At 68.1% G+C, this 20,774-nt stretch carries 24 protein-coding genes and 1 pseudogene; 13 read left to right on the forward strand and 12 right to left on the reverse strand.

The window, feature by feature from the left end; genetic code table 11:
* Nucleotides 1-8 precede the first annotated feature (8 nt).
* Nucleotides 9-488 (reverse strand): redoxin domain-containing protein, encoded by a 480-nt coding sequence (locus tag HTZ84_RS14440; RefSeq protein ID WP_174681330.1) that lies wholly within the window; start codon nt 486-488, stop codon nt 9-11.
* Between the two features lie 123 nt (nt 489-611).
* Here HTZ84_RS14440 and HTZ84_RS14445 point away from each other — a divergent pair, with 123 nt between their 5' ends.
* The gene (locus tag HTZ84_RS14445; RefSeq protein ID WP_174681331.1) at nt 612-848 is read left to right on the forward strand and encodes a glutathione S-transferase N-terminal domain-containing protein; all 237 of its coding nucleotides are present in this window, start codon (nt 612-614) and stop codon (nt 846-848) included.
* A 25-nt stretch (nt 849-873) separates the two neighbouring features.
* On the opposite strand, the gene HTZ84_RS14450 is transcribed toward HTZ84_RS14445, so the two are convergent.
* From HTZ84_RS14450 to HTZ84_RS14460, 3 genes are all read right to left on the reverse strand, one after another.
* Nucleotides 874-1,284 carry a cupin domain-containing protein gene (locus tag HTZ84_RS14450; RefSeq protein ID WP_174681332.1) on the reverse strand — a complete coding sequence of 137 codons (411 nt, stop codon included), beginning with the start codon at nt 1,282-1,284 and terminating at the stop codon, nt 874-876.
* 60 nt (nt 1,285-1,344) lie between these two features.
* Complete coding sequence (locus HTZ84_RS14455) at nt 1,345-2,235, reverse strand: mechanosensitive ion channel family protein (protein WP_174681333.1); 891 nt, start codon at nt 2,233-2,235, stop codon at nt 1,345-1,347.
* Nucleotides 2,236-2,315: 80 nt separating this feature from the next.
* Entirely contained in the window at nt 2,316-2,861 is a 546-nt protein-coding gene (locus HTZ84_RS14460; RefSeq protein WP_174681334.1) for an HIT family protein, read from the reverse strand.
* A gap of 251 nt (nt 2,862-3,112) precedes the next feature.
* On the opposite strand from HTZ84_RS14460, the gene HTZ84_RS14465 reads away from it, so the two are divergent.
* Complete coding sequence (locus HTZ84_RS14465) at nt 3,113-3,313, forward strand: DUF7835 family putative zinc beta-ribbon protein (RefSeq protein WP_008895927.1); 201 nt, start codon at nt 3,113-3,115, stop codon at nt 3,311-3,313.
* Between the two features lie 127 nt (nt 3,314-3,440).
* Here HTZ84_RS14465 and map read toward each other — a convergent pair whose 3' ends face one another.
* Nucleotides 3,441-4,343, reverse strand: coding sequence for a type II methionyl aminopeptidase (map, locus tag HTZ84_RS14470; protein WP_174681335.1), 903 nt, complete (start codon nt 4,341-4,343; stop codon nt 3,441-3,443).
* Nucleotides 4,344-5,187: 844 nt separating this feature from the next.
* On the opposite strand from map, the gene icd reads away from it, so the two are divergent.
* On the forward strand, nt 5,188-6,450 hold the full coding sequence (gene icd / locus HTZ84_RS14475; protein ID WP_174681336.1) for an isocitrate dehydrogenase (NADP(+)): 1,263 nt from the start codon (nt 5,188-5,190) through the stop codon (nt 6,448-6,450).
* A 185-nt stretch (nt 6,451-6,635) separates the two neighbouring features.
* Here the strand turns inward: icd and HTZ84_RS14480 are convergent, their stop codons facing one another.
* Nucleotides 6,636-8,366, reverse strand: coding sequence for a sensor histidine kinase (locus HTZ84_RS14480; protein ID WP_174681337.1), 1,731 nt, complete (start codon nt 8,364-8,366; stop codon nt 6,636-6,638).
* 186 nt (nt 8,367-8,552) lie between these two features.
* Between HTZ84_RS14480 and HTZ84_RS14485 the strand changes: the two genes are divergently transcribed.
* From HTZ84_RS14485 to HTZ84_RS14495, 3 genes are all read left to right on the forward strand, one after another.
* On the forward strand, nt 8,553-9,068 hold the full coding sequence (locus tag HTZ84_RS14485) for an NUDIX domain-containing protein (RefSeq protein WP_174681338.1): 516 nt from the start codon (nt 8,553-8,555) through the stop codon (nt 9,066-9,068).
* A gap of 160 nt (nt 9,069-9,228) precedes the next feature.
* The gene (locus tag HTZ84_RS14490) at nt 9,229-10,365 is read left to right on the forward strand and encodes an alpha/beta hydrolase (protein WP_174681339.1); all 1,137 of its coding nucleotides are present in this window, start codon (nt 9,229-9,231) and stop codon (nt 10,363-10,365) included.
* 168 nt (nt 10,366-10,533) lie between these two features.
* On the forward strand, nt 10,534-10,989 hold the full coding sequence (locus HTZ84_RS14495; RefSeq protein WP_174681340.1) for a GNAT family N-acetyltransferase: 456 nt from the start codon (nt 10,534-10,536) through the stop codon (nt 10,987-10,989).
* Nucleotides 10,990-11,010: 21 nt separating this feature from the next.
* Here the strand turns inward: HTZ84_RS14495 and HTZ84_RS14500 are convergent, their stop codons facing one another.
* From HTZ84_RS14500 to HTZ84_RS14510, 3 genes are all read right to left on the reverse strand, one after another.
* Nucleotides 11,011-11,676: an HD domain-containing protein gene (locus HTZ84_RS14500; RefSeq protein ID WP_174681341.1), complete on the reverse strand. Its 666-nt coding sequence runs from the start codon at nt 11,674-11,676 to the stop codon at nt 11,011-11,013.
* A gap of 78 nt (nt 11,677-11,754) precedes the next feature.
* Entirely contained in the window at nt 11,755-12,489 is a 735-nt protein-coding gene (locus tag HTZ84_RS14505; protein WP_174681342.1) for an SDR family oxidoreductase, read from the reverse strand.
* Nucleotides 12,490-12,552: 63 nt separating this feature from the next.
* Entirely contained in the window at nt 12,553-13,926 is a 1,374-nt protein-coding gene (locus HTZ84_RS14510) for an NRAMP family divalent metal transporter (RefSeq protein WP_174681343.1), read from the reverse strand.
* A 133-nt stretch (nt 13,927-14,059) separates the two neighbouring features.
* On the opposite strand from HTZ84_RS14510, the gene HTZ84_RS14515 reads away from it, so the two are divergent.
* Nucleotides 14,060-14,251, forward strand: coding sequence for a hypothetical protein (locus HTZ84_RS14515; protein WP_174681344.1), 192 nt, complete (start codon nt 14,060-14,062; stop codon nt 14,249-14,251).
* A gap of 33 nt (nt 14,252-14,284) precedes the next feature.
* Here HTZ84_RS14515 and HTZ84_RS14520 read toward each other — a convergent pair whose 3' ends face one another.
* On the reverse strand, nt 14,285-14,626 hold the full coding sequence (locus tag HTZ84_RS14520; RefSeq protein ID WP_174681345.1) for a cupin domain-containing protein: 342 nt from the start codon (nt 14,624-14,626) through the stop codon (nt 14,285-14,287).
* A gap of 214 nt (nt 14,627-14,840) precedes the next feature.
* Between HTZ84_RS14520 and HTZ84_RS14525 the strand changes: the two genes are divergently transcribed.
* Nucleotides 14,841-15,365 (forward strand): DUF5817 domain-containing protein, encoded by a 525-nt coding sequence (locus tag HTZ84_RS14525; RefSeq protein ID WP_174681346.1) that lies wholly within the window; start codon nt 14,841-14,843, stop codon nt 15,363-15,365.
* 84 nt (nt 15,366-15,449) lie between these two features.
* The gene (locus HTZ84_RS14530) at nt 15,450-15,824 is read left to right on the forward strand and encodes a hypothetical protein (RefSeq protein WP_174681347.1); all 375 of its coding nucleotides are present in this window, start codon (nt 15,450-15,452) and stop codon (nt 15,822-15,824) included.
* Nucleotides 15,825-15,887: 63 nt separating this feature from the next.
* On the opposite strand, the gene hmgA is transcribed toward HTZ84_RS14530, so the two are convergent.
* Nucleotides 15,888-17,114 (reverse strand): hydroxymethylglutaryl-CoA reductase (NADPH), encoded by a 1,227-nt coding sequence (gene hmgA / locus HTZ84_RS14535; protein WP_174681348.1) that lies wholly within the window; start codon nt 17,112-17,114, stop codon nt 15,888-15,890.
* 57 nt (nt 17,115-17,171) lie between these two features.
* Nucleotides 17,172-17,570, reverse strand: coding sequence for a hypothetical protein (locus HTZ84_RS14540; RefSeq protein ID WP_174681349.1), 399 nt, complete (start codon nt 17,568-17,570; stop codon nt 17,172-17,174).
* 410 nt (nt 17,571-17,980) lie between these two features.
* On the opposite strand from HTZ84_RS14540, the gene HTZ84_RS14545 reads away from it, so the two are divergent.
* The 4 genes and pseudogenes from HTZ84_RS14545 (at nt 17,981) to HTZ84_RS14555 (ending at nt 20,743) form a co-directional block, all read left to right on the forward strand.
* Complete coding sequence (locus HTZ84_RS14545) at nt 17,981-19,570, forward strand: amidohydrolase (protein ID WP_174681350.1); 1,590 nt, start codon at nt 17,981-17,983, stop codon at nt 19,568-19,570.
* Nucleotides 19,571-19,763: 193 nt separating this feature from the next.
* A pseudogene (locus HTZ84_RS22890) lies at nt 19,764-20,048 on the forward strand (bacterio-opsin activator domain-containing protein); the annotation flags it as partial.
* Nucleotides 20,049-20,083: 35 nt separating this feature from the next.
* The gene (locus HTZ84_RS22895) at nt 20,084-20,338 is read left to right on the forward strand and encodes a helix-turn-helix domain-containing protein (RefSeq protein WP_309138889.1); all 255 of its coding nucleotides are present in this window, start codon (nt 20,084-20,086) and stop codon (nt 20,336-20,338) included.
* A 63-nt stretch (nt 20,339-20,401) separates the two neighbouring features.
* Nucleotides 20,402-20,743 (forward strand): HalOD1 output domain-containing protein, encoded by a 342-nt coding sequence (locus tag HTZ84_RS14555; protein ID WP_174681351.1) that lies wholly within the window; start codon nt 20,402-20,404, stop codon nt 20,741-20,743.
* Nucleotides 20,744-20,774: the final 31 nt, after the last annotated feature.

Here is a 20,774-nt window from a genome sequence, read left to right on the forward strand (position 1 = left end):
CGTCCGGTCTAGAGACTCGCGACCGCGTCTTCGATCTCCTCGAGCGGCAGCGGCGAGATCCAGTCGTCCGCGACGAACGCGTACTGAACCGTCCGATCGGCGTCGACGACGAACGCCGAGCGCCACGGCGTCGAGACGGCGGCCATGTGATCGCGGTCGGCCAGCAGGTCGAGCGACTCGCTCACCTCGCCGTCGACGTCCGCGAAGAAGCGAAACCCGGGGGACCCGAGCCAGCGCAGGAACGCGTTCTGCGCGTAGGGACCGTCTCGGCTGACGCCCAGCACCGCGACGTCCTCGAACTCGTCCCAGCCGGCCCGGACGAACTGCGTCCACCAGTTCCGCGCGATCGCGCTGAACGCGAACCCGGTACAGATCACGACGCCGCCGCGGTCCGCGAGCGCCGCGGACAGCGCCGTCGAGCGAAACGTCTCGCCGTCGCACAGCAGCGCCTCGAAGTCGGAGAGTTCCTCGCCCTCGGTCGGTGGCATACCCAGAATGGTCCGGGCAGCGACAAAAGTCCCCGTGCCCGGCACGGCGCCGACGAGCGACCCCGGGACGACCGCGAGCGAGCGTCACCCACCCTTTTGGCGATCCGCGCCGAAGCGTCGCCCATGGTCACGCTGTACCAACTCGAGGGCTGTCCGTACTGCGAACTCGTCGCCGACCGGCTCGACGAGCTCGACGTCGACTACGACAGCGTCTGGGTCGAGGGACTACACTCGAAGCGCGACGAAGTCAAGCGGATCTCCGGCCAGCGGCAGGTGCCGGTCATCGTCGACGACGAGTACGGCGTCACGATGGCCGAGTCCGAACGGATCGTCGACTACCTCGAGCGGACGTACGCCTGATCCGTCGACTGAATACGGGCGCCCGCTATCCCTCGCTCTCGTCGAGTCCGTGGGGATCCAACCCCGGATCCTCGACCGCGGGGGCGCCGATGGCGAGCACGACGCCCTCCTCGTCGCCGACGTTGCGGTGGCCGTGGCCGATTTCGGGTTTGGCGATCCAGAACGTTCCCGGTCCGGCCTCGACGTACTCCTCCTCGCCCGAGCGGCCGAGTTTCAGCGAGAACTCGCCCTCGAGGACGTAGTAGAGCTCCTCCTGTTCGGCGTGGGCGTGGTACCGAATCTCCTCGCCGGGGTCGAAGTACCAGAGCTTGAGTTGCACGTGATCGGCCTCGAGGACCTCGTCGAGCGCGCGGATCCGCAGGTCTGGCGGGACCTCGTCGCTCTCGGAGAGATCCGTCATCGGGACGTCGTCGGCGTGGACGACTTCGTACTCCATGCTAGCGAACCGCACGACAACGACCACTAAAAGTGTCCGGTCCGCCCGCCGTGCGAGCCGTTACTCGTCGGTTCCGCTGTCGGTATCGTCCGTCCTCGCGTGAATCGCCGATCGCGGCCCCGCGGCGGCGGACTGCTCGAGCGCCTGCGGGGTCGCGGCGGCGAGATCGATCCCCTCGCGCTCGAGCCGATCGACGATTTCGCGGGCGTACTCCGAGCGAACGCGAGCGTAGGTACTGCGGTCGGGATCGGCGATCCAGAACGAGGCGACGACCTGCACCGCGTCGTCGAGGGCTGCAATCCGAGCGGTCGGTTGCGGGTCCGCGAGGATATCGGGGTGGTCGACAGCCGCGTCGGTCAAAATCCGGGTGATGGCGTCGAGATCGGCGTCGTAACTGACCGCGATCGGGAAGGTCAACCGGAGTCGGTCGTTGAGGACGGCGTTGGTGACCGCGTTCGCGGTCAGTTCCGAATTCGGCACCGTGATGGTCTCGTTGTCGAGCGTTCGGACCCGCGTCGACCGGAAGCTGATGTCCTCGATGATCCCTTCCTGATCCGACCACCGGATCCAATCGCCGATGTTGAAGCTCGGATCGGTGACGATGAACGCGCCGCTGACGAAGTTGCCGACGACGTTCTGCGCGGCGAAACCGAGCGCGACCGTCAGCGCCGCGACGAGGATCGCCGCGCGATCGAGGACGAAGCTGAGACCGGCGATCGAGAGGCCGACCACGATCGCCGCGGCGATCACGCCGAATGCCACGACGCGCTCGAGACCCCGCTGGAGGGTCCGTTCCGTGTCTCGATAGTCCAGCGCGGCGCTCACGAGCGGAAGGACGACGTACCGACCGATCGCGTACACCAGCGCGAACGTCAGCAGGAAGGTCGCGACGTTGTCCAGCAGGGAGAGATACGCCGCGATCAGTTCCTCGAGTCGGGTCAGGACATACACGCGTTCGGCGTTCGACGGGAACGCGCACAAGGATTCGGCCGGCAGTCGCGCCGGAGGGTCACAGAACGGGCCGGACGGCGCTACTCGAACTCGAAGACGACGGCGCTGTCCTCGTCGGGGACGGTCGCGCCCGCCTGCTCGGCGAAGGCGTCGCGGACGCGCTCGTAGGTCTCCTCGAGCGCCTCGACGATCACCGTGGTGTCGCTGATGACGGGCATGAAGTTGGTGTCGCCCTCCCAGCGGGGTACGACGTGGGTGTGGAGGTGGTCGTCGATGGAGCCGCCGGCCCCGTCGCCGAGGTTCAAGCCGGCGTTGAAGCCGTCCGGTTCGAGTCCGGCCTCGAGCGCGTCGAAGGTGCGCTGTTTCAAGCGGGCGTGATCGAGCAGTTGCTCGCCGTCGAGGTCGGTGTAGTCGCCGGTATGAGCGTGAGGGATAACCATCGCGTGACCCGGGTTGTACGGGTAATTATTGAACATCACGAACGCGTGCTCGCTCCGGGCGACGATCAGGTTCTCCCTGTCGGTATCGAGGGCGGGCAGTTCGCAGAAGACGCAGTCCTCGACCTCGGGGTTTCCCTCGTCGCGCTTGATCCAGTCGATCCGCCACGGTGCAAACACCTGATCCATACCTGACACAAGAGCGGGAGAGTCTAAAGAGTTTCACTCCGGCAATTATTCAGGATCATCTGCAAATCCAACACTTCGTGTCGGTTTCAAGAAGGATCGTTGAACGGTACGACCGTACGAGAGGGTTCGATAAACGATATAGAACGCTCTCGAAGCGTTTTATCAGTACCATAACGCCGTCTTGCGATTTTTCGACTCAGTTCTCGAAATGAAACAGGGATTTAAGCTTGTACTACGGAAAGGTCTCGGTAATGGCAACGACTGACGACTCCTTCAACGGGATGACCGAGCACTGCACGAACTGCGATCTCGAGACACTCCACGAAGTGTCCGTCCAGATTCGAACCGAAAGTCTCAAGAAAGAAAACGCTCAGTTCTCGCGCGAACCCTACCGCGTGGCCGAGTGTCAGCGGTGTGGCAACCGCTCGAGCCAGCGGATGAACAACGCCTGAGAACGACCGACCGACGACCGCGCTACGAACCGCCCTCGTTGCCGGTCTCCCGCGACCCCCCTACACCCCTCTTTTCGACGCGACCGCTCGTCAGTGATAGCGCTCCGCTCGAGTCGACGCTGCGAGATCAGTCCGACGCCGTCGTGACTTCGCAGCCGTCCTCGGTGATAATGATCGTGTGCTCCTTCTGGCTGACGAGGTACCCGTCGTCCTCCTTCAACACCGGGTAGCCGTGGACGATGTCGTTGCGCTTGAGTCGGCGCAGCGCCATCTCCGGCCGGTCGGTCTCGAGCCACCGCGTCGCGAACGGCAGCGTGCGGAACTCCTCGGTGATCTGCTCCAGCGCCTCGCGGGCCTGCCGGTTGCGCACCGAGCCCTCGCGCTCGAGGGCGAAAATTTCCTCGCTGGCGCCCTCGCTGACCTTGCCGCCGCCGTCGGTCGCGAACGGCTCGATGGCGACGACGTCGCCGACCTCGAGCGTCGTCCCCTGCGAGACGGCGCGGTTGGGAATGTTCGGGCTGGTGTGTTGCTCCCAGTGGCCCAGTCCGTGCCCGGTCAGATTGACGACGGGGTTGTAGCCGTAGCCGTCGATGACGTCCTCGATCTCGGCGCCGATGTCGCCCGTGTCGACGCCCGGTTCGATGATATCGAGGGCCGCCTCGAGGGCCTGCTCGGAGGCCTCGGCGAGTTCGGGGTTGCCCGAGAGGTCGACGGTGATGGCGGTGTCGGCCAGCCAGCCGTCGACGTGGACGCCGATGTCCAAGTTGACCATCTCCTCGCCGAACGTGGTGTCGTCGTCGATCGAGGGCGTCGCGTGGGCCGCCTCCTCGTCGATCGAGATGTTGACCGGGAAGGCGGGTTCGCCGCCGAGTTCGCGAATGCGGTCCTCGGCGAACTCGGCGACCTCGAGGTGACTCGTGCCGACCTCGACGCGCTCGGCTGCCTCTTCGCGCACCTGCGCGAGGATCTCCCCCGCCTCGCGGTGCTTCTCGTACTGCTCGGACTCTAAGTCCACCTCGGATTCGGCCATGCACCGGGGTTGTACCGGTCGACAAAAAGAGGTTCCGCCTCGGCGGCGAGACTCGGGAACGCGACCGGGAGGCGACGACGGCGGAACTCGACGCTACCGCCGAGCGTCAGTCGCTATCGATCCACTGACACTCCGGACAGGCGGCGACGCCCTGCACGTTCGACAGCGTCGTCGCACAGTGGGGGCAGTGTCGCGCCGCGTAGTGTGGTGTTTCCAGCATGCGTTCGACCACGGCAACGACGATGATAAAACTACTCGACGTCGATCGTCGAACTTCCGTCGCCGATCGCGGGCCGGCGGTCGGTCGTCGACCGTCGACTCGAACCGTCTCGGCCGTCATTTCGACGGAAGTCGACGATAACATTCGTGAGTTGCCAGAAACGGTCACCGGCGTTTTATCCCTCGCTCGCGTCCGGGTTACCGGCGTGAGAGACGCCAGCTCCGAGCGAGTCGACTCGAACGGTCGACGAGCGTCGTGAACCGCCCTCGAGGCGGCGGCGACGGATTCGGCGGGTGGACCCGTCGATCTCGAGGGCGTTCGCGACTCGATTTTCCGCCCGCGAGTGATCCGCGCGACGCCGCGATGCCCTCGCCTCGAGAGTTCCACAGTCGTCGATACCCGTCACCCCTGCCGTCGAGACGAAATTGCGTTTTGTCCACTCACAGACCCGTCATAAGACGAATGTTTATATACGCCGAATTTCCGGATTCGAACACATACCTCCAGTTCAGCGCCTCTCGGAGCCGATATGCCGAAAGCCCCTGTCCGGAATCGTTCAATTTTTGCCGGCCGTCGATGGAAATGGTAGGCCTTTTACCCCTATCGAGTAACCGTACAGACGAGATGAGCTACGACAAGATCGAGGTCCCCGACGCGGGGGAGAAGATCACGCTGAAAGAGGGAACCGAGGACGAACTCGAGGTCCCTGACAACCCGATTATTCCGATTATCTACGGCGACGGCGTCGGGAGCGACGTCGGTCCGGCCGCACAGAAGGTCCTCGAGGCCGCCGCCGAAGCGACCGGCCGCGAGATCAACTGGATGCGGGTCTACGCCGGCGAGTCCGCCCGGGAGAAGTACGACGAGAACCTGCCCGACGAGACCGTCGAGGCCATCAAGGAACACCGCGTCGCGATCAAGGGCCCGCTGACGACGCCCGTCGGCGCCGGCTTCCGCTCGCTGAACGTCGGCCTGCGCAAGCTACTCGACCTCTACGCGAACGTCCGACCGACCTATCACCTCGACGGCGTTCCGTCGCCCGTCTCCGAGCCCGAGCAGATGGACATGGTCACCTTCCGTGAGAACACGGAGGACGTCTACGCCGGCATCGAGTGGGAGGAAGGCACTGACGAGGTCCAGCAGGTCAAGGAGTTCGTCGAGGAGGAGATGGGCCAGGACGACGTCATCCACGACGGCCCCGTCGGCATCGGCGTCAAGCCGATCACGGAGTTCGGCACGAAGCGACTCGTCCGCCGCGCCATCGACTACGCCCTCGAGCACGACCGGGACTCGGTCACGCTGGTCCACAAGGGCAACATCATGAAGTTCACCGAGGGGCAGTTCCGCGACTGGGGCTACGAGGTCGCCGAAGAGGAGTACGGCGACGAAGTCATCACCGAGGACACCCTCTGGGAGGAGCAGGACGGCGAGGCGCCCGAGGACACGCTCGTCGTCAACGATCGCATCGCGGACAACATGCTTCAGCAGCTGCTCACCCGCACTGACAACTACGACGTCATCGCGACGATGAACTTAAACGGGGACTACCTCTCGGACGCCGCCGGCGCCCAGATCGGCGGCCTCGGCATCGCGCCCGGCGCCAACTTCGGCGACGGCCGCCTGCTCGCCGAGCCCGTCCACGGCTCCGCGCCCAAGTACGAGGGCCAGGACAAGGTCAACCCGACCGCCATGATCCTCTCGGGCCGCATGATGCTCGAGTACCTCGGTTGGAACGACGCCGCCGACCTCGTCCGCGACGCCGTCGAGGAGACCATCTCCTCGGGCAAGGTCACCTACGACCTCGAGCGTCAGCTCGACGACGCCGAGAAGCTCGCCACCAGCGAGTTCGCCCAGGAAGTCGTCGACAACATCGAAAAGCTCTCGTAGAGAGCTTTTCGAGCGGTCAGAACGCTACGCGTTCTGACGACATCGAGAAACTCGCATAAACGAGTTTCTCGTCCTCTCGCGGCTCTCACTTCCGATCTTCTTCTGTATCGAGTGCGGAACCGGCGACGCGCCGACCCCGTCACTGACTCGAGGTCACGGCGATCGCCGAGTCCGTCGTCCCGCGTTCACTCCCGATAGCGCTGCAGTTCGACGACGAAGGCGGCCCCGCCCAGTTCGCTCGATCCGATCCACACGTCGCCGCCGTACTGCGAGACGAGCGTGTCGACGAGGTAGAGACCGACTCCCGAGCCCTCGCTCTCGAGGCCCTTCTCGCCGCGGCCGAAGAGGGCGTCGCGTCGGTCGGGCGGAACGCCCGGGCCGTTATCGGCGATGCGGACGGTAGCCGTCTCCGGCCCGACGTCGGCGGTGATGACGACGCGCGGCTCGACCGCGTCGTTGTGCTGGACCGCGTTGTTCAGGAGGTTCCTGAACACGGTCGACAGGAGCGGCCCGGCGCTGACGGTCGCCGCCGGAATCGATCCGTCGACGACGAACTCGGCGTCGGCGTACGCCTCGCGTCGCCGCTCGAGCGTCTCGGTGAGCGTCGTCTCGAGCGAGACCGGTTCCGCGCCGTGGTCGCCGGCGTCGTCCCAGAGTTCGGTGAACGCCTGGAGCGTCTCGGTGAGTTCGATCGTGTGCCGCGTCGTGCCCAGCATTCGCTCGAGCATCGCGCGCTCGTCTTCGTCGTCGAGGCGGCCGTTCAGTTCCTCACCCCAGCCGAGGACGACCGCCATGTCGTTGCGGATGTCGTGGCGGACGATCCGGTTCAGGAGCAGCAACTCCTCGTTGCGGCGGGACAGCGTCTCCTCGTTGCGCTCGAGGCATCGGCTCAACGCCGCCGCGTCGAAGAAGACGTAGGTTTGCCGAGCGACGAGCGCGAGCAACACGAGCGCGCCGAGCGCGAGCCCGACCGGGTCGAGCGTCCCGGTCAAGGCGGCGTAGCCGGTGACGGCCATCGAGAGGAGGAACGGGGCGTAGGGGGCGACCGTCTCCCGGAACGCGTACCGTCGTCGATCGACCGCGGGCGGGGGCGTCGCCGCCGACGGGTGGAGCGCGGCGAGCGCGACGATCAGATTGCCGGCGAGCCAGATCACGTCGAACTCGCTGTAGATGTAGCCGCCCGTGATCGACAGGTAGGCGAACGCGCTGTCGGCGAACGCCCAGACGAGGTTGCCCGCGGCGAAGAGCGTGATCGGGACGCGCCGCGATCCGCGGGCGTGGGCCGCGACGACGAACGCGACCGCGGCGAGGACGATGTCGAGCGACGGGTACGCGGCGGACAACCACAGCGTCGCGCCGCCAGCGGCGCCGTGGGCCAGGATCGGAGCGAGCACGAACTGCCAACTGATCGCGAGCAAGGCGGCCGCGACGAGGAACCCGTCGAGGGCGATGCGGAGGATCGAACCCAGGCGGTGTTGGGACGCGGCGAGCACCAGCAGTCCGGCCCCGAGAAAGAGGTAGTCGGCGAGATAGAAGAGGTCCGGCACGCCGGGGAACGGAACGCCGCCCAGCCACAGTTCGTAGCACATCCACGCGAACTCGCCGGTCGCGAACAGGCCGGTACCGACCGCGGTGAGTCCCCAGCCGAGCGCGTCCGGCGGCTCGCTCCGGCGGGCCAGCAGCCCCAGCGCGACGGCGGCCCCGGCCGCGCTGGCGACGAGGACGACGTTCGAGAAGAGGAGAGTCCCACGGGGGCCCGCCAGGCGCATCAAGCCGATCGATCCGAGGACGAACAGTCCCGCGACGATCCACGTCAGTCGGAACTGGTGGGAACTCAATCGGAACGACGCGCTCGACCCGCGTTCCGACTCGACGGTCGAGGGATCGGAGACGTCGGCGTGTGGCTCGGCGCTCATCGCTGCGTACACTACCGAAACGGCGCCGAGGTAAAGTCGCACTGGCCTGCGCCCCACCACTGTTGACAACGGGCCGGGCGGTGGGGTCCGCTCGGACGGACTCGAGACCGTCGCGGAACGGAGCCGGAAGCGGCGGTCGCGATCGGGATCAGTAGCTTTTCGGGGCGGTGTCGACGCGTGTTACGCATGAGTCCGACCCTCGAGCCCGAACCCCTCTGCGAGCGCGACGACGTCGACGTGCAGACCGAGACGCGGACGCTCACTCGAACGGAGTTCGAGACCGCCCGCGACGTAGCGAACCACCTGACCCTCGGCGTCGCGAACGACGCGGGCGAGGTGTTGCTGGTCGCCGACGGCGTCCGCGGCTGGACGCTGCCCGGCGCGCCGGTCGGTCCGGACGAAGACTGGGACGCCGTCGCCCGTCGCGCCCTCGAGTCGCTGACCGGCGTCGACGTCGGCATCGCCGAGCCCGTGCGCGTCCGGCGGGTCGAGTTCGAGCGGGACGGCGACGCGGATCGCCAGCGGACGACCTACGACGTGCTCGCCCGGACGGCGTCGGTTCCGGGCCGGCCGGTCGCCGACGAGCCGACGGTCGCCGGGGAGGACGTGACGGACCTCGTCTGGCTCGACCGCGTCCCCGAGGACGCGTCCGGCGCGATCGCGACCGACATCGAGGCGGTCCTCGAGCGGTCGGCGGAGTAGCGTCGAAACGGCGGACGACCCGATCACCGGTCGGCCCGCGAGATCGATTACGACGGCCGAGACAGTTCGCCGTCGAATACCGTTCTACAACCCGAAATCGGCGTTCCCGAAACCATCAACTACCCTTATTCGCCGGCGCGGAAGATTGGTTCATTGACACATGACGGACGATCGCGATCCATCGGCGACGCCCAGACGAGCGTTTCTCGCGGGGACCGTGGGAACGGCACTGGTCGGAACCGCCGCGAGCGCAGTCGGAGACGAGGGAAACGCCGGCAAGAACGGACGGAAGCACCGTACCGGCTGTAACGGACGGCGAAGCGGCGCCGACGCGCGGCTGCCGACCGCCCACGATCTGACGATGGACGACGGCCACCGCCTTCGGGTCTGGGAGCGGACGACCGTCGACGACCCCGAGGAGGCCGTCATCTTCGTCCACGGCTCGACCTACGGCGCCGTCTCGATGTTCGATCCGCCCCTCGGCGACGAGTTCGGCTGGCTTCCCTCCGCCGCGGCGCAGGGTCAGGCCACGTTCGCCCCCGACATGCGCGGCTACGGCCACAGCGAACCGCCCGCCGAGTACGACGAGCCGCCGGAGGCGAACGCGCCGCCGCTGTCGTTCGAACGCGAGGCGCTTGACATCCTCGAGGTGACCCGCTGGCTCCGGGACGAGCGGGGCTTCGATCGCGTCCACTACGTCGGCCTCTCCGGCGGGACCTGGCGCGGCCGCGCGGTGTACGAAGTCGGCGACCCCGACTACGCGACGGTCACGCTCGCGGGCGGCTCGTTCGGGACGCTCGAGATCGGCGCCGATCCCGAGGGGCCCGCGTACGCGACCCAGGAGCGCTCTGCGTTCGTCGAGCGCTGGAACGCGGAACTCCCCGAAGGCGCCGACCGCGACTACTGGATCGGCGGCGCGGAGTACACCGCCGACGAGGTCCAGGCCGCGGTCTGGCGGGCGATCTACGAGACGAACCAGGCGGTCGACGACGGCGAGGCGTCGGAGACGCCTCGAGAGGGCGGTGAAACCGCCGACGAGGAGACGATCATCGCTCCGCTGGTCCGCCAGGAAAGCGAGTACCACCCGCGGCAGATCGACGATCCGACGCTCGTGATCCGCGCCTCGAGTGACGGCATCATCTCCCGGGAGGGAGCGCTGAACCTGTACGACGCCGTCGGCGCGACCGACGACCGGAAGCGGTACGTCGAGATCGCCGGCGGGACGCACTTCGTCTTCCTCGAGCGCGAGCGCCGGGAGTTCTTCGATGCGGTGCATCACTTCCAGACGCGGTACTGATCGGTCGACGGCACCGTACGCTGGGCCTCCGGGATCCCGGCCCGGCATCCGTCCGGTGTGCGTCGCGTGTCCGGTGAGGATCCGCTCGAACGCGAGTCGGGGGCGATTTCGACGACGAGTGGCGCGTAACGGTAACGGTTTCACGGACGGATCGCTTACGGCCCCCGCATGGACGACACGGACGACCTCGAAGTGCGCGTCGCCGACACCGAACGCACGCGCGAGGACGCCTTCACCGTCCGGCAGACGGTGTTCGTCGAGGAACAGGGCGTCGACGAGGAACTCGAGTACGACGAACACGACGAGACCGCGACGCACTTCGTCGCCTACGACGGCGACGAGCCGGTCGGCGCCGCCCGCCTCCGGGAGTACGCGGACGGCGTCGGCAAGATCGAACGCGTCGCCGTCCTCGAGTCCCGCCGGGAGGACGGCGTCGGTCGCGCGGTGATGACCGCCGTCGAAGACCGGGCTCGAGCGGACGGCCTCGAGTCGTTGAAACTGCATTCGCAAACGCGGGCGGCCGGCTTCTACCGCAGTCTGGGCTACGAACGGTACGGCGAGGAGTTCGAGGAGGCCGGGATCCCCCACGTCGAGATGCGGAAATCGCTCGGAGAGTCGGAGTAGACGCCGTCTCGCTCGAGCCCGTTACCGTTCTCCCTCGACCCCGAGTTCGTCGGCGAAGCGGGCGAAAAACGACTCCGTGAACTCCCAGCGGGACGCTCCGAGACGACGGCCGGGGTCCGTGTACAACTCGTCCAGCCGCTCTCTCGCCCACTCGCGGAGGAGCGAAACGTCCGGACGGTCCGCCGTCGCCGGCCGCTGGACCGACGAGTCGTCGATCACTGCGTGTTTCTCGCCCGTTCGACCCGATCGCTCGCCGACGATACAGGCCAGCCGGACGATCCCGACCGCGCCGGTCGCGTCCAACTTGTCCGCGTCGAAGAGCAACTTCGCCTCGAGGGTTTCGGGCTCCGGAGAGCTAGCCCGAATACTGTGCGCCCGAACGCAGCGTTCGACCGCGGCGATTCGGTCGGGCGAGACGTCTTCGGCCGCGAGCAGGTCCGCCGCTTCGTTCGCACCCCATTCGTCGTGATCGTCGATCTCGCCCGTTCGCTCCAGCGGACGCCCGACGTCGTGCAGCCACGCGGCCGCCGACAGCACGTCTCGATCGACGGTGCCCTCGCACTCGTCCGCTAATCGAATCGAGAGATCGCGGACGCGATTGGCGTGGAAGCTATCGTGTGCGGGGAGGGCGGCTTCGTAGTACGGAATCGACAGCTCTCGAGCGAGCGCGCCTAATTCCCGGCTCATAGTGCGGAAAGAAACCGACCGTCGATATAGTAGTTGTGGGACCGCCGACAGAATCGACGGAAGTGAGACTCGAACGCGCTAGCCGAGCCGCTGCTCCCACTCCTCGGCGGGCATCGACTCGCCGCTGACGCCGTCGGGCCCCTGCGCCGCGAGGAGCACGGCGGCGTCGTTCATCACGTCGGGATCGAGGATCTCCTCGCGCTCGTCGTCGGGCAGGTGGTCCCAGATAGCGGTGTCGACCCGACCGCCCGGATCGACGGCGTTGGCGTTGACGCCGCGATCCTCGGCCTCGAGTGCCGTCGTTCGCGTAAGTCCCTCGAGGCCCCACTTCGAACTGACGTAGGGGCCCGCGCCGGCGATGGAGTGGCGGCCGAGTCCCGAGGAGACGTTGACGATATTGCCGCTCTCCCGCTCGTACATGTGCGGAAGGACCGCGCGGGTGAAGAGAAAGACGCCCTTCAAGTTGACCTCGAGGACGGTGTCCCAATCCTCTTCGCTGATCTCCTCGAGCCGGTTTCGCCCGTCGTACATCCCGAGCAAACTGACGCCGGCGTTGTTGACCAGCGTGTCGACGCGGTCGAATTCCTCGATCGTGCGGGCGACGGCCCGCTCGACGGCGTCGGCGTCCCGAACGTCCGCGGGGACGACGAGCGACTCGCCGGGCAGGTCGGTAGCGATCTCGTCCATCCGTTCCTCGTCGCGGGCGGTGAGGACGACGCGTGCGCCCTCGTCGGAAAAGCGTTCGACCATCGCGCGGCCGAGGCCGCGGCTCGCGCCCGTGACGACGATGACGTCGTCTGCTAACGCTGGCATGCGCTGAGTGTCGATCCCGAACGGCTTGAAAATTGGTCCGCGGAACGCGAACGGGAATTCGTCCTACGCCGCGAGTCGCTCGCGACCGTACTTACCGGCCAGGCCGACGATCGCCAGCGCCATCGCGGCGGCGAAGACGACGACGAAGGCCGAGGCCGGTTCGGTAACCGTCTCGAGTTCGCCCTGGACGAACTCGCCCGCGAGGACGGCGGCGACGGCGAACAGCGCGAGTCCGCCGACGTTCGCTGGCAGCGAGTTCGTCTCGGGGACGACGTCGGGGTCGTTCAGGAGCACGAGGAGCACGGCGATGGCGAAGGGCGTCCCGACGAGCCCGAACGCCAGCGTGAGCACGAGCAGCTGGAAGAACGTCCCGCCGAGGAAGGCGCCGACGGCGGAGACGAGCGCGAAGCCGGCGATCGCGGCCCGGTAGCGGCCGTCGTCGGTGGAGCGCTCCCAGCCGAGTTTGTCCGCGAGCAGGTACGGCGGGACGATCGTGTTCCCGCCGAGGGTCGACACCGCGGCCCCGAGGAGGCCGGCGAGGAACACCCAGGTGGCGTACTCGCCGGCGACCGGACCCAGCGTCTGCGCGGCGCCCACGCCGTCGATCGTCGCGGGATCGACGCCGGCCGAGGGGAGGACGCTCGCCGCGACGAGAAAGACTGCGAGGCTGAAGGCGCCGAAGGCGAGGAGCATCGAACTCGCGACGTCGACGAGCGCGGTGTCCGCGTCGCGGACGGTCCAGCCGCGGGCGCGCATCGTGTAGCTCTGCATCGTCAGCAGCGTGATGTGGACCGCGCCGCCGAGGATCCCTGCAGCGACGAGCGCGCCGTCGACGCCGGCCGGAATCGCGGGGACGAGCCCGGTCGCCGCCGCACCGGGATCGATCGGCGCGACGAACGCGGCCGCGAGGAACGCGACGACGACGATCGAGACGAGCACCTTGGCCCCGACCTCAGCGAAGCGGTAGCCGCCGCCCGCGAGGCCCAGCGCGAGGAGGACGGCCCACGCGACTCCCCAGAGGCGCGGATCGGTCAGCGCGGCGACGCCGACGCCCGCTTCGGCGGCTATCGTCGCGCTGACCGACGCGAGCGTCTTCATGATCACGATCTGGGCTAACCCCGCGGCGAGCACGGCGTCGACGACGAGCGCCCACGCCCAGAACGAGCCGAGGTGTCGCTCGGCGACCGAGACGATCCCCGCCTCGGTGAGCAGCCCCAGCCGCATCGCGAGGTACTGACCGACGGTGCCGAGGATCGCCGAGAGGACGACGACCCACAGCAGCGCGTACTCGAAACTCGCCCCCGCGACCAGCAGGCTGCCCATCGTCGCGGGCCCCGCCGCGATCGCGCCGGCGAGCCACGTCGGGCCCAATCGCTCGAGATGCGTCCCGATGCGTCCGATTCCCCGAGAGTTCGATGACTGCGACTCGGTTGCCATTGCCCCACCTTGCGATTTCAACTGTATAACTCCGTGGTATTCTGCAGTGAATTGTCGGCGGGAGAGAGGGCACAGTCGTCGAGCGGACCGGCCTGTTACTACTACAGCCGTTCGGCTCGAGTACGTCGCCGAAATGAAAGCGGAACAACTAGATCGCACCGTCGGGCTCGGACAGGGTCTCGAGAGTCGACGGCGGCGGCTCGCGGAGACCGTCGCGCCGCTCGCGGAGCTACCGCTGCGGGTCGGCTACCGCTGCGCGCTGGTCGTCCTCCGGTTGCGATTCGACGACGCGATCTGGCGGGCGAGCGCCGTGGTAATCGCCTGACTCCGCGGTCGACGATGCGCGGCCTCGAGCGAATCAGTCCTCCTGCCAGCTCGGATTTTCCCGCGGCGGGCTGAAGATGTCGACGCCGCGGACGGTCTCGTCGCCGCGGTTCTCGGCCGCGTGGGGCTGATCGCCCGGAATTGCGTAGGAGTCGCCGGGCCCGCAGACGGTCTCCTCTCCCTCGACGAGAAACGTGAGTTCGCCCTGCGCGATGTAGCCCGTCTGGTCGTGGGGGTGGCTGTGCTCGTCGACGGTCGCGCCGGGTTCGATCTCGAAGTGCTGGACGTTCATCGAGTCGGTGCCGGCCAGCAGCGCCAGGTGGACGCCGTCGGCGGCTTCCGACGGCTCGCAGTCGTCGATCGAAACGCGTTCCATACGAAGGGAACCGGTGACGATCCACATAGATCCGCCGGTCCCGGCGAACGACCGGTGACCGCCGACTGCCGACCGGTCGACCACAGTCGCGGACTCGAGGCGCTTTCGCCCGTCGGTTCGGCTCGTCGACTCGAGACGGTCGCGGCCCGCCTCGTCGTTTCACTTCCGCCGCGCTTGCCGAACTTTGAACTGCCGGGCGCCCCGACTGCGAGCCATGTACGCCGTCGTCGGCTGTAGCGAGTGTTCGAACCTCTGGATCATCGAGGGTCGCTCCGAGACGACCCAGTGTCCCCGCTGCGGCGCGCGGAAGGCCTACGAGAAGCGCAAGAAGTTCGTCGAGACCGACGACGCCGGCCACGCCCGCGACGTCCGCGCCTCGATGCTCGCGAACCGGCAGGGCGAGGGCGAGGCGTTCGCCGAACTGGACTCCTTTAACGCCCTCGAGGACCAGGTCGCCGACGGCGTCGTCGACGACGACGAGTACCTCGAGGAATCCGGCCTCGACGTCGACGAGGTCTCGGCCGCCGGCGAGCGCGACCCGCGGGGCCCGACTCGCAGCGGCAGCAAGAAGGAGATCGTCGAACGGGCGCTCGCGGACCTGGAGCGGCCGACCGAGGACGAGATCGTCGACTACGCCGGCGAACGCGGCGTCTCAGCGGAGTACGTACAGGACGCACTCGAGAAACTCGTCCGCCGCGGCGAGGTGAGCGAGAGCCGCGGTCGGTATCGACGGCTGTAGCGGCCGTTCGGGCGACGAGGACCCAGAGACGAGCGACGCGCCGGAACGGCACTGCTTTGGGCCGCGGGGGCCAACGGCGAGTGAATGGCGGAGACGATAGACGTCCAGGAGCAGGCGATCGGCGCCGGATCGATAGCGGCGCTCGGGCTCGTCGCATATGGTCGGTTCATCAACGAAACGCTGTTCGGCGTCGACGCGACGACGCTGGGGCTGGGTGCCTTCGCCGCGACGTTCGCCGCCGTCGCCCTCATCCACGGCGCGTACGGGCGGCGTGACTTCGCGGTCTCGCACGCGGCTTCGGCCGTCGGGCTGGGGCTGGTCGCGCTGGCCTCGAGCCTGCTACCGATGCTCGTCGGCCTCGTTTTACTCGTCGGGTCCGGCAGTTACACCGCGCGAACGACGATTCGCGCTCGGAACGAAGCGAAGGAGGAGCGCGAGGGCGCCCCGGAGAACGCGTAACCGGACCGTCCCGACGGTCGAATGCTATCCGCAGTGAAAACGAGACTGGAGTCGGGAGTCAGTTCACCGGCCGAGGTCCTCGTGGGCGCTCGCCAAATGTCGCGAGGACAGCGCGCCGAGCAGGGAGAGTTCGCCGGCCAGCGCGCCGACGGCGATGATCTCGGCCAGAGCGTCGGCGTTCGAGCCCGGCGGATCGCCGCCGCCGCGGAGGCCGAGCACCTCGAGCGCTTCGGCCTGCGTCGGCAGTTTCGTCCCGCCGCCGACGGTGCCGACCTCGAGGGAGGCCAGCGAGACGCTGGCGTAGAGGTCGGTGGTGCCGTCGTCACGCTCACGAGCGTCCATGGTGGTAATCGCGTTCGCGGCCTCGACGACCTGGGCCTCGTCCTGACCGGTCGCGAGGAAGGCGGCGGCGACGACGTTGGCCGCGTGGGCGTTGAACCCGAGACTGCCGGCCTTGGCGCTGCCGGTGAGGTTCTTTCGCGTGTTCGCCTCGGCGATGGCCTCGGGGGTCGTGTGGAGGCGTTCCTCGACGAGTTCGCCGGGAATCACCGCGTCGGCGGTCACCGAACGCCCGCGGCCCTCGACGGCGTTGATCGCGGCGGGTTTCTTGTCCGAACAGAGGTTGCCCGAGAGCGCGACGAGGTCGGCCGGGGTTTCGGCCTCGACGATCTCGCAGGCCTCGCCGGTCGCGATGGTGGCCATGTTCATCCCCATGGCGTCCTTGGTGTCGTAGGCGAAGCGCAGGTAGACGGAGTCGCCGACGACGTACGGTTCGACGTCGATCAGTTCGCCGTGGCTCGTCGTGGACTCGGCGGCCTCGGCCAGCGCCTCGGTGTTCTCGTTGACCCACTCGACGGTCTCGGCGGCCTCGGCGACGCCGGCCACCCGAAACACCGGCGCGCGGGTCATTCCGTTTTTCGTCACGCGGGCGTCCGCGCCGCCCGCCGAGCGAATCACGCCGAGCCCGCGGTTGACCGACGCCAGCAGGGCCCCTTCGGTCGTCGCCAGCGGCAGGTAGTGATCGCCGGTGGCCGCACCGCCCGAAACCGGCACGGGACCGACGACGCCCATCGGAACCTGCGCGGCACCGATCATGTTCTCGATGTTCGGCTCCGCGGCCTCGGCGGGGAACGCGTAGTCGCCGATCGCCTCGAGTTCCGTGTCGGTCTCGCGCTCGAGGAGCAGCCGGCGCGCTTCGGCCGCGGTGTCGTGGTCGGCGTGGTCCTCGAGTTCGTGCAGGCGCAACTCGCCGTCGCGGACTCGCTCGACGAGGTCCTCGGGGTCTGTCATGCGTTGCCCAAAACGGCGGTCGGTCCTAAGGATTGCTGATTTCGCACGCGAGGCCGATCACCGCACCTGCGAGAGGCTCCCCTCGCTCGAGCCGTGGTGCCAGCGCAGCGCCTCGTAGCAGACCAGCGCGATGACCGCACCGGAGCCGATGCCCGCGATCGCGAGGTAGCTGATCCCCGACGCGTCGTCGGCGAAGGCGAGCGCGAAGACCGCCGTCGCGACGGCGGCGAACTGGACGCGGCTCCGCGTCGGATGGTCGTCCGCGGTCTCGTCGTCGGTCGCGGCGAGATACAGCTGCGGGGCGGCCAGCGCGAGGCCGGCGAAGACCAGAAACGACAGGACCGGATACTCTCGCAGTCCGACTCCGAACTGCTCCTCGACGACGATCGATACGGTGAGCACGAGGATCAACGCCAAGAGCGAGCCGAAGACGATGCGGCCGTCACGATCGATCATACCGGCCGATCCACGAGCCGGCAGGTTAAGCTTGCGCCGGACTGCACGCGCAGCGGTTCGGAGTCGACGGTTCCGCTCGAGCCGCCCGCGTTCCGTTCGCCCTGTCACAGCCGATCGAACGCGCCACCGCAGGTTCGATGCTCGACCCAACCGCGGACGCCGGTCGACTGACTTCGCCACACCGGGCAGACGATCCGAAGAGGTCCGAACGGGAACGGGACTGCCACGGTAGCAGCCGGCCGGTTAACCGATCCCGGGCGGGACTGAAAGGGGCGACTCGCTGGGCGCGCGCCCAGCGAGTCGGGGCTTTCGGGCGGGACTGAAAGGGGCTGCTGCGCTCGAGGCGGAGCTCGAGCGCGGTAGGGGCTTTCGCCCGAACGGTTTTGGCCCTCGCCGACACCCTCTCGAGCATGACCGACGCCGCCGACCGCCTGCTCGTGAACGCGGCGGTCCACACCCTCGGCGAGCCCGACGTCGTCCACGAGGCGGTCGCCGTCCGCGACGGCGAGATCGTCCGCCTCGGGGATAGCTACGAGGTCTCGTTCCTCGAGGGGGTCGAGACCGACGTGATCGACTGCGAGGGCCGGACCGTCCTGCCGGGCTTTATCGACGCCCACACGCACATGGAACAGTTCGGACAGCACCTCGTCCACGCCGATCTCTCGGCCGCGACGAGTCTCGGAGACTGCCTCGAGACGCTGTCGGCCCACGCCGACGACGAACCGGAGCGGGAGTGGATTCTCGGCTTCGGCTACGACGAGAGCGAGTGGGAGGCGTCGCGGAACCGCCCGCTCACGCGGGCGGAACTCGACCGCGTCAGCGAGGAGCGGCCCGTCGTCGCGATGCGCGTCGATCTGCACACCGCCTCGCTGAACTCGGTCGCCCTCGAGCGGCTCGCGGACGACCTCCCCGCGTCCGATCTGCGGCGGTCGGGCGGCGAGCCGACCGGCGTCGCCGTCGAGGACGCCGCCGAGGCCGTCCGCCGGGAGCTGACGGCCGGGCGAGAGGAGATGCGCGAGGTCCTCGCCGCGGCGACCGACCGCGCGGTCGAGTCGGGCGTCACCGGCGTCCACGACAAGGTCCGCGGCTCGGTCGCGCCCCGGGTCTACCGCGACATGGCCGCCGACGGCGACCTGCCCCTTCGCGTTCGGATCGACTACTGGAGCGACCACCTCGAGGCGCTCGAGGAAGTCGGGCTGGCGACGAACGCGGGCAGCGACCGCGTCCGGACGGGCGCGATCAAGTCCTTCTCCGACGGGAGTTTCGGGAGTCGAACGGCGCGGCTCCGGGAGCCGTACGCCGACGCCGGTGCGGACGGAGCGAACGCAGCGCACGACGCGGAGGGGGGCGACGACCGCGGCCAGTGGGTCGTCGCCCCCGAGGACCTCGCCGCGCTGGTCGAGCGCGCCGACGGCGGCGGGTATCAGGTCTGCGTCCACGCCATCGGCGACGCGGCGATCGAGGAGACGCTGTCGGCCCTCGAGTCGACGACCGACCCCGCCGGCCGTCGCCACCGGATCGAGCACGCGGAGCTGGCGACCGACGACCAGCTCGAGCGCATGGCCGAGGCCGGAATCGTCGCGTCGATGCAGCCGAACTTCCACCGCTGGGCGGACGAGGGCGGCCTCTACGATCGGCGGCTGGGACGCGAGCGGCGGGATCGTACCAATCGATTCCGGCGGGTGCTCGAGGCCGGCGTCCCGCTCGCGTTCGGCTCGGACTGCATGCCGCTGGATCCGCTGCTCGGCGTCCATCACGCGGTCAACGCGCCGACTGAAGCACAGCGACTGTCGGTCACCGAGGCGCTGCGGGCCTACACGCGCGGCGGGGCCTACGCCGGCTTCGACGAGGATCGTTTCGGAACCGTCGAGGTCGGGAAGCGGGCGGATCTGGTGGTCCTCGAGGCGTCGCCGTGGGAACGGGCGGAGCGAATCGACGAGATCGACGTGGCGATGACGGTGGTCGACGGCGAGATCGTCTTCGACGGGTTCGACGGCTGACGGCGCGCTCGGCCGGCGCGTCGGCGGTCCGAACGGGACGGGGAAGGGTCCCGTCGACCTCCCACCCGGGACTCCAAGCTTCATGAGTGATGGTAACAAATCAGCCAACATGAGCGAGGCGCGGGTCATCGCCGAGATCACGCTCGTCCACCCCGAGCTAGTGCTCACCCCGACGATTCAGGCGCTGCCCGAGATGACCGCCGAACTCGAGTACCAGACGATCGCCGGGCCGGGGGAGTACTACCTCTTCTTCGAGACCTACGGCGGCGATTTCGACGCGTTCGACCGCGTCGTCGCCGACGATCCGACGGTCTCGGAACCGACGGTCGTCATCGACGGCGGCGAGTTCCGCGTCTACCGGATGCGGCTGACCTCGGCGGAGCGGCTGGTGTTGCCCCGCGCCGCCGAACTCGGGATGCGAGTCCTCCACGCCACGAGCGGTCGCGGCGGCTGGATCGCGACCCTCGAGGTGCCCGAGATCAGCCGATTACAGGAATTTCGCGATCACTGTCGATCCAAGGACGTCGACTTCACCGTCGATCGGCTCTACCACGCCGAGGACGGCGACCGGAGCTCGGGACAGGGCTACGGCCTGACGCCCGTCCAGCGGAAGACGCTCGTCACCGCTACGAACGCGGCTACTTCGAGGATCCGCGGGATTCCTCGGTCGAGGACCTCGCGGACGCGCTCGGCGTCTCCTCGTCGGCCGTCAGCGGTCGCCTCCGCCGCGGGTTGAAGGCACTGATAGAGAACTCGCTCGTCCGATGACGCTTATAAAGCCGGGCATATACCGTCCGCTTCTTCAACGGGCAGGCAACCGTACAACGTGTAATGAATAGTCTTTTCTCAGACCACGACTGTTCACCTGTCCATCGAGTCCATTTCGACCCGACCAATTCCGGGCAGCTCTCGAGTGCGATCGTCAGTGCGGTTTCGACCGTCGCGGATCGCTCGCCGCGGGATATCGACCCGCTGTGGGAGACGATCGATCCGGAGGCCCTCGAGCGGCTGCTCGGCCACGCGGCCGCACGGGGGGCCGCGGCGTCGGTCGGCCTCGAGTTCAGCGTCGACGAGTTCGACGTGGTCGTCACCGACTGCGGAGAGATCCTCGTCTACGGCGACAGCAGCGACCACGGGTCCGATGACGGCCTCGAGTTCACGTTCGACGGGTAGCTCGATTTTTTCTCGTTGGCTCCCGTTGTCG

Source organism: Haloterrigena gelatinilytica (assembly GCF_013342145.1).
Taxonomy (GTDB): Archaea; Halobacteriota; Halobacteria; order Halobacteriales; family Natrialbaceae; genus Haloterrigena; species Haloterrigena gelatinilytica.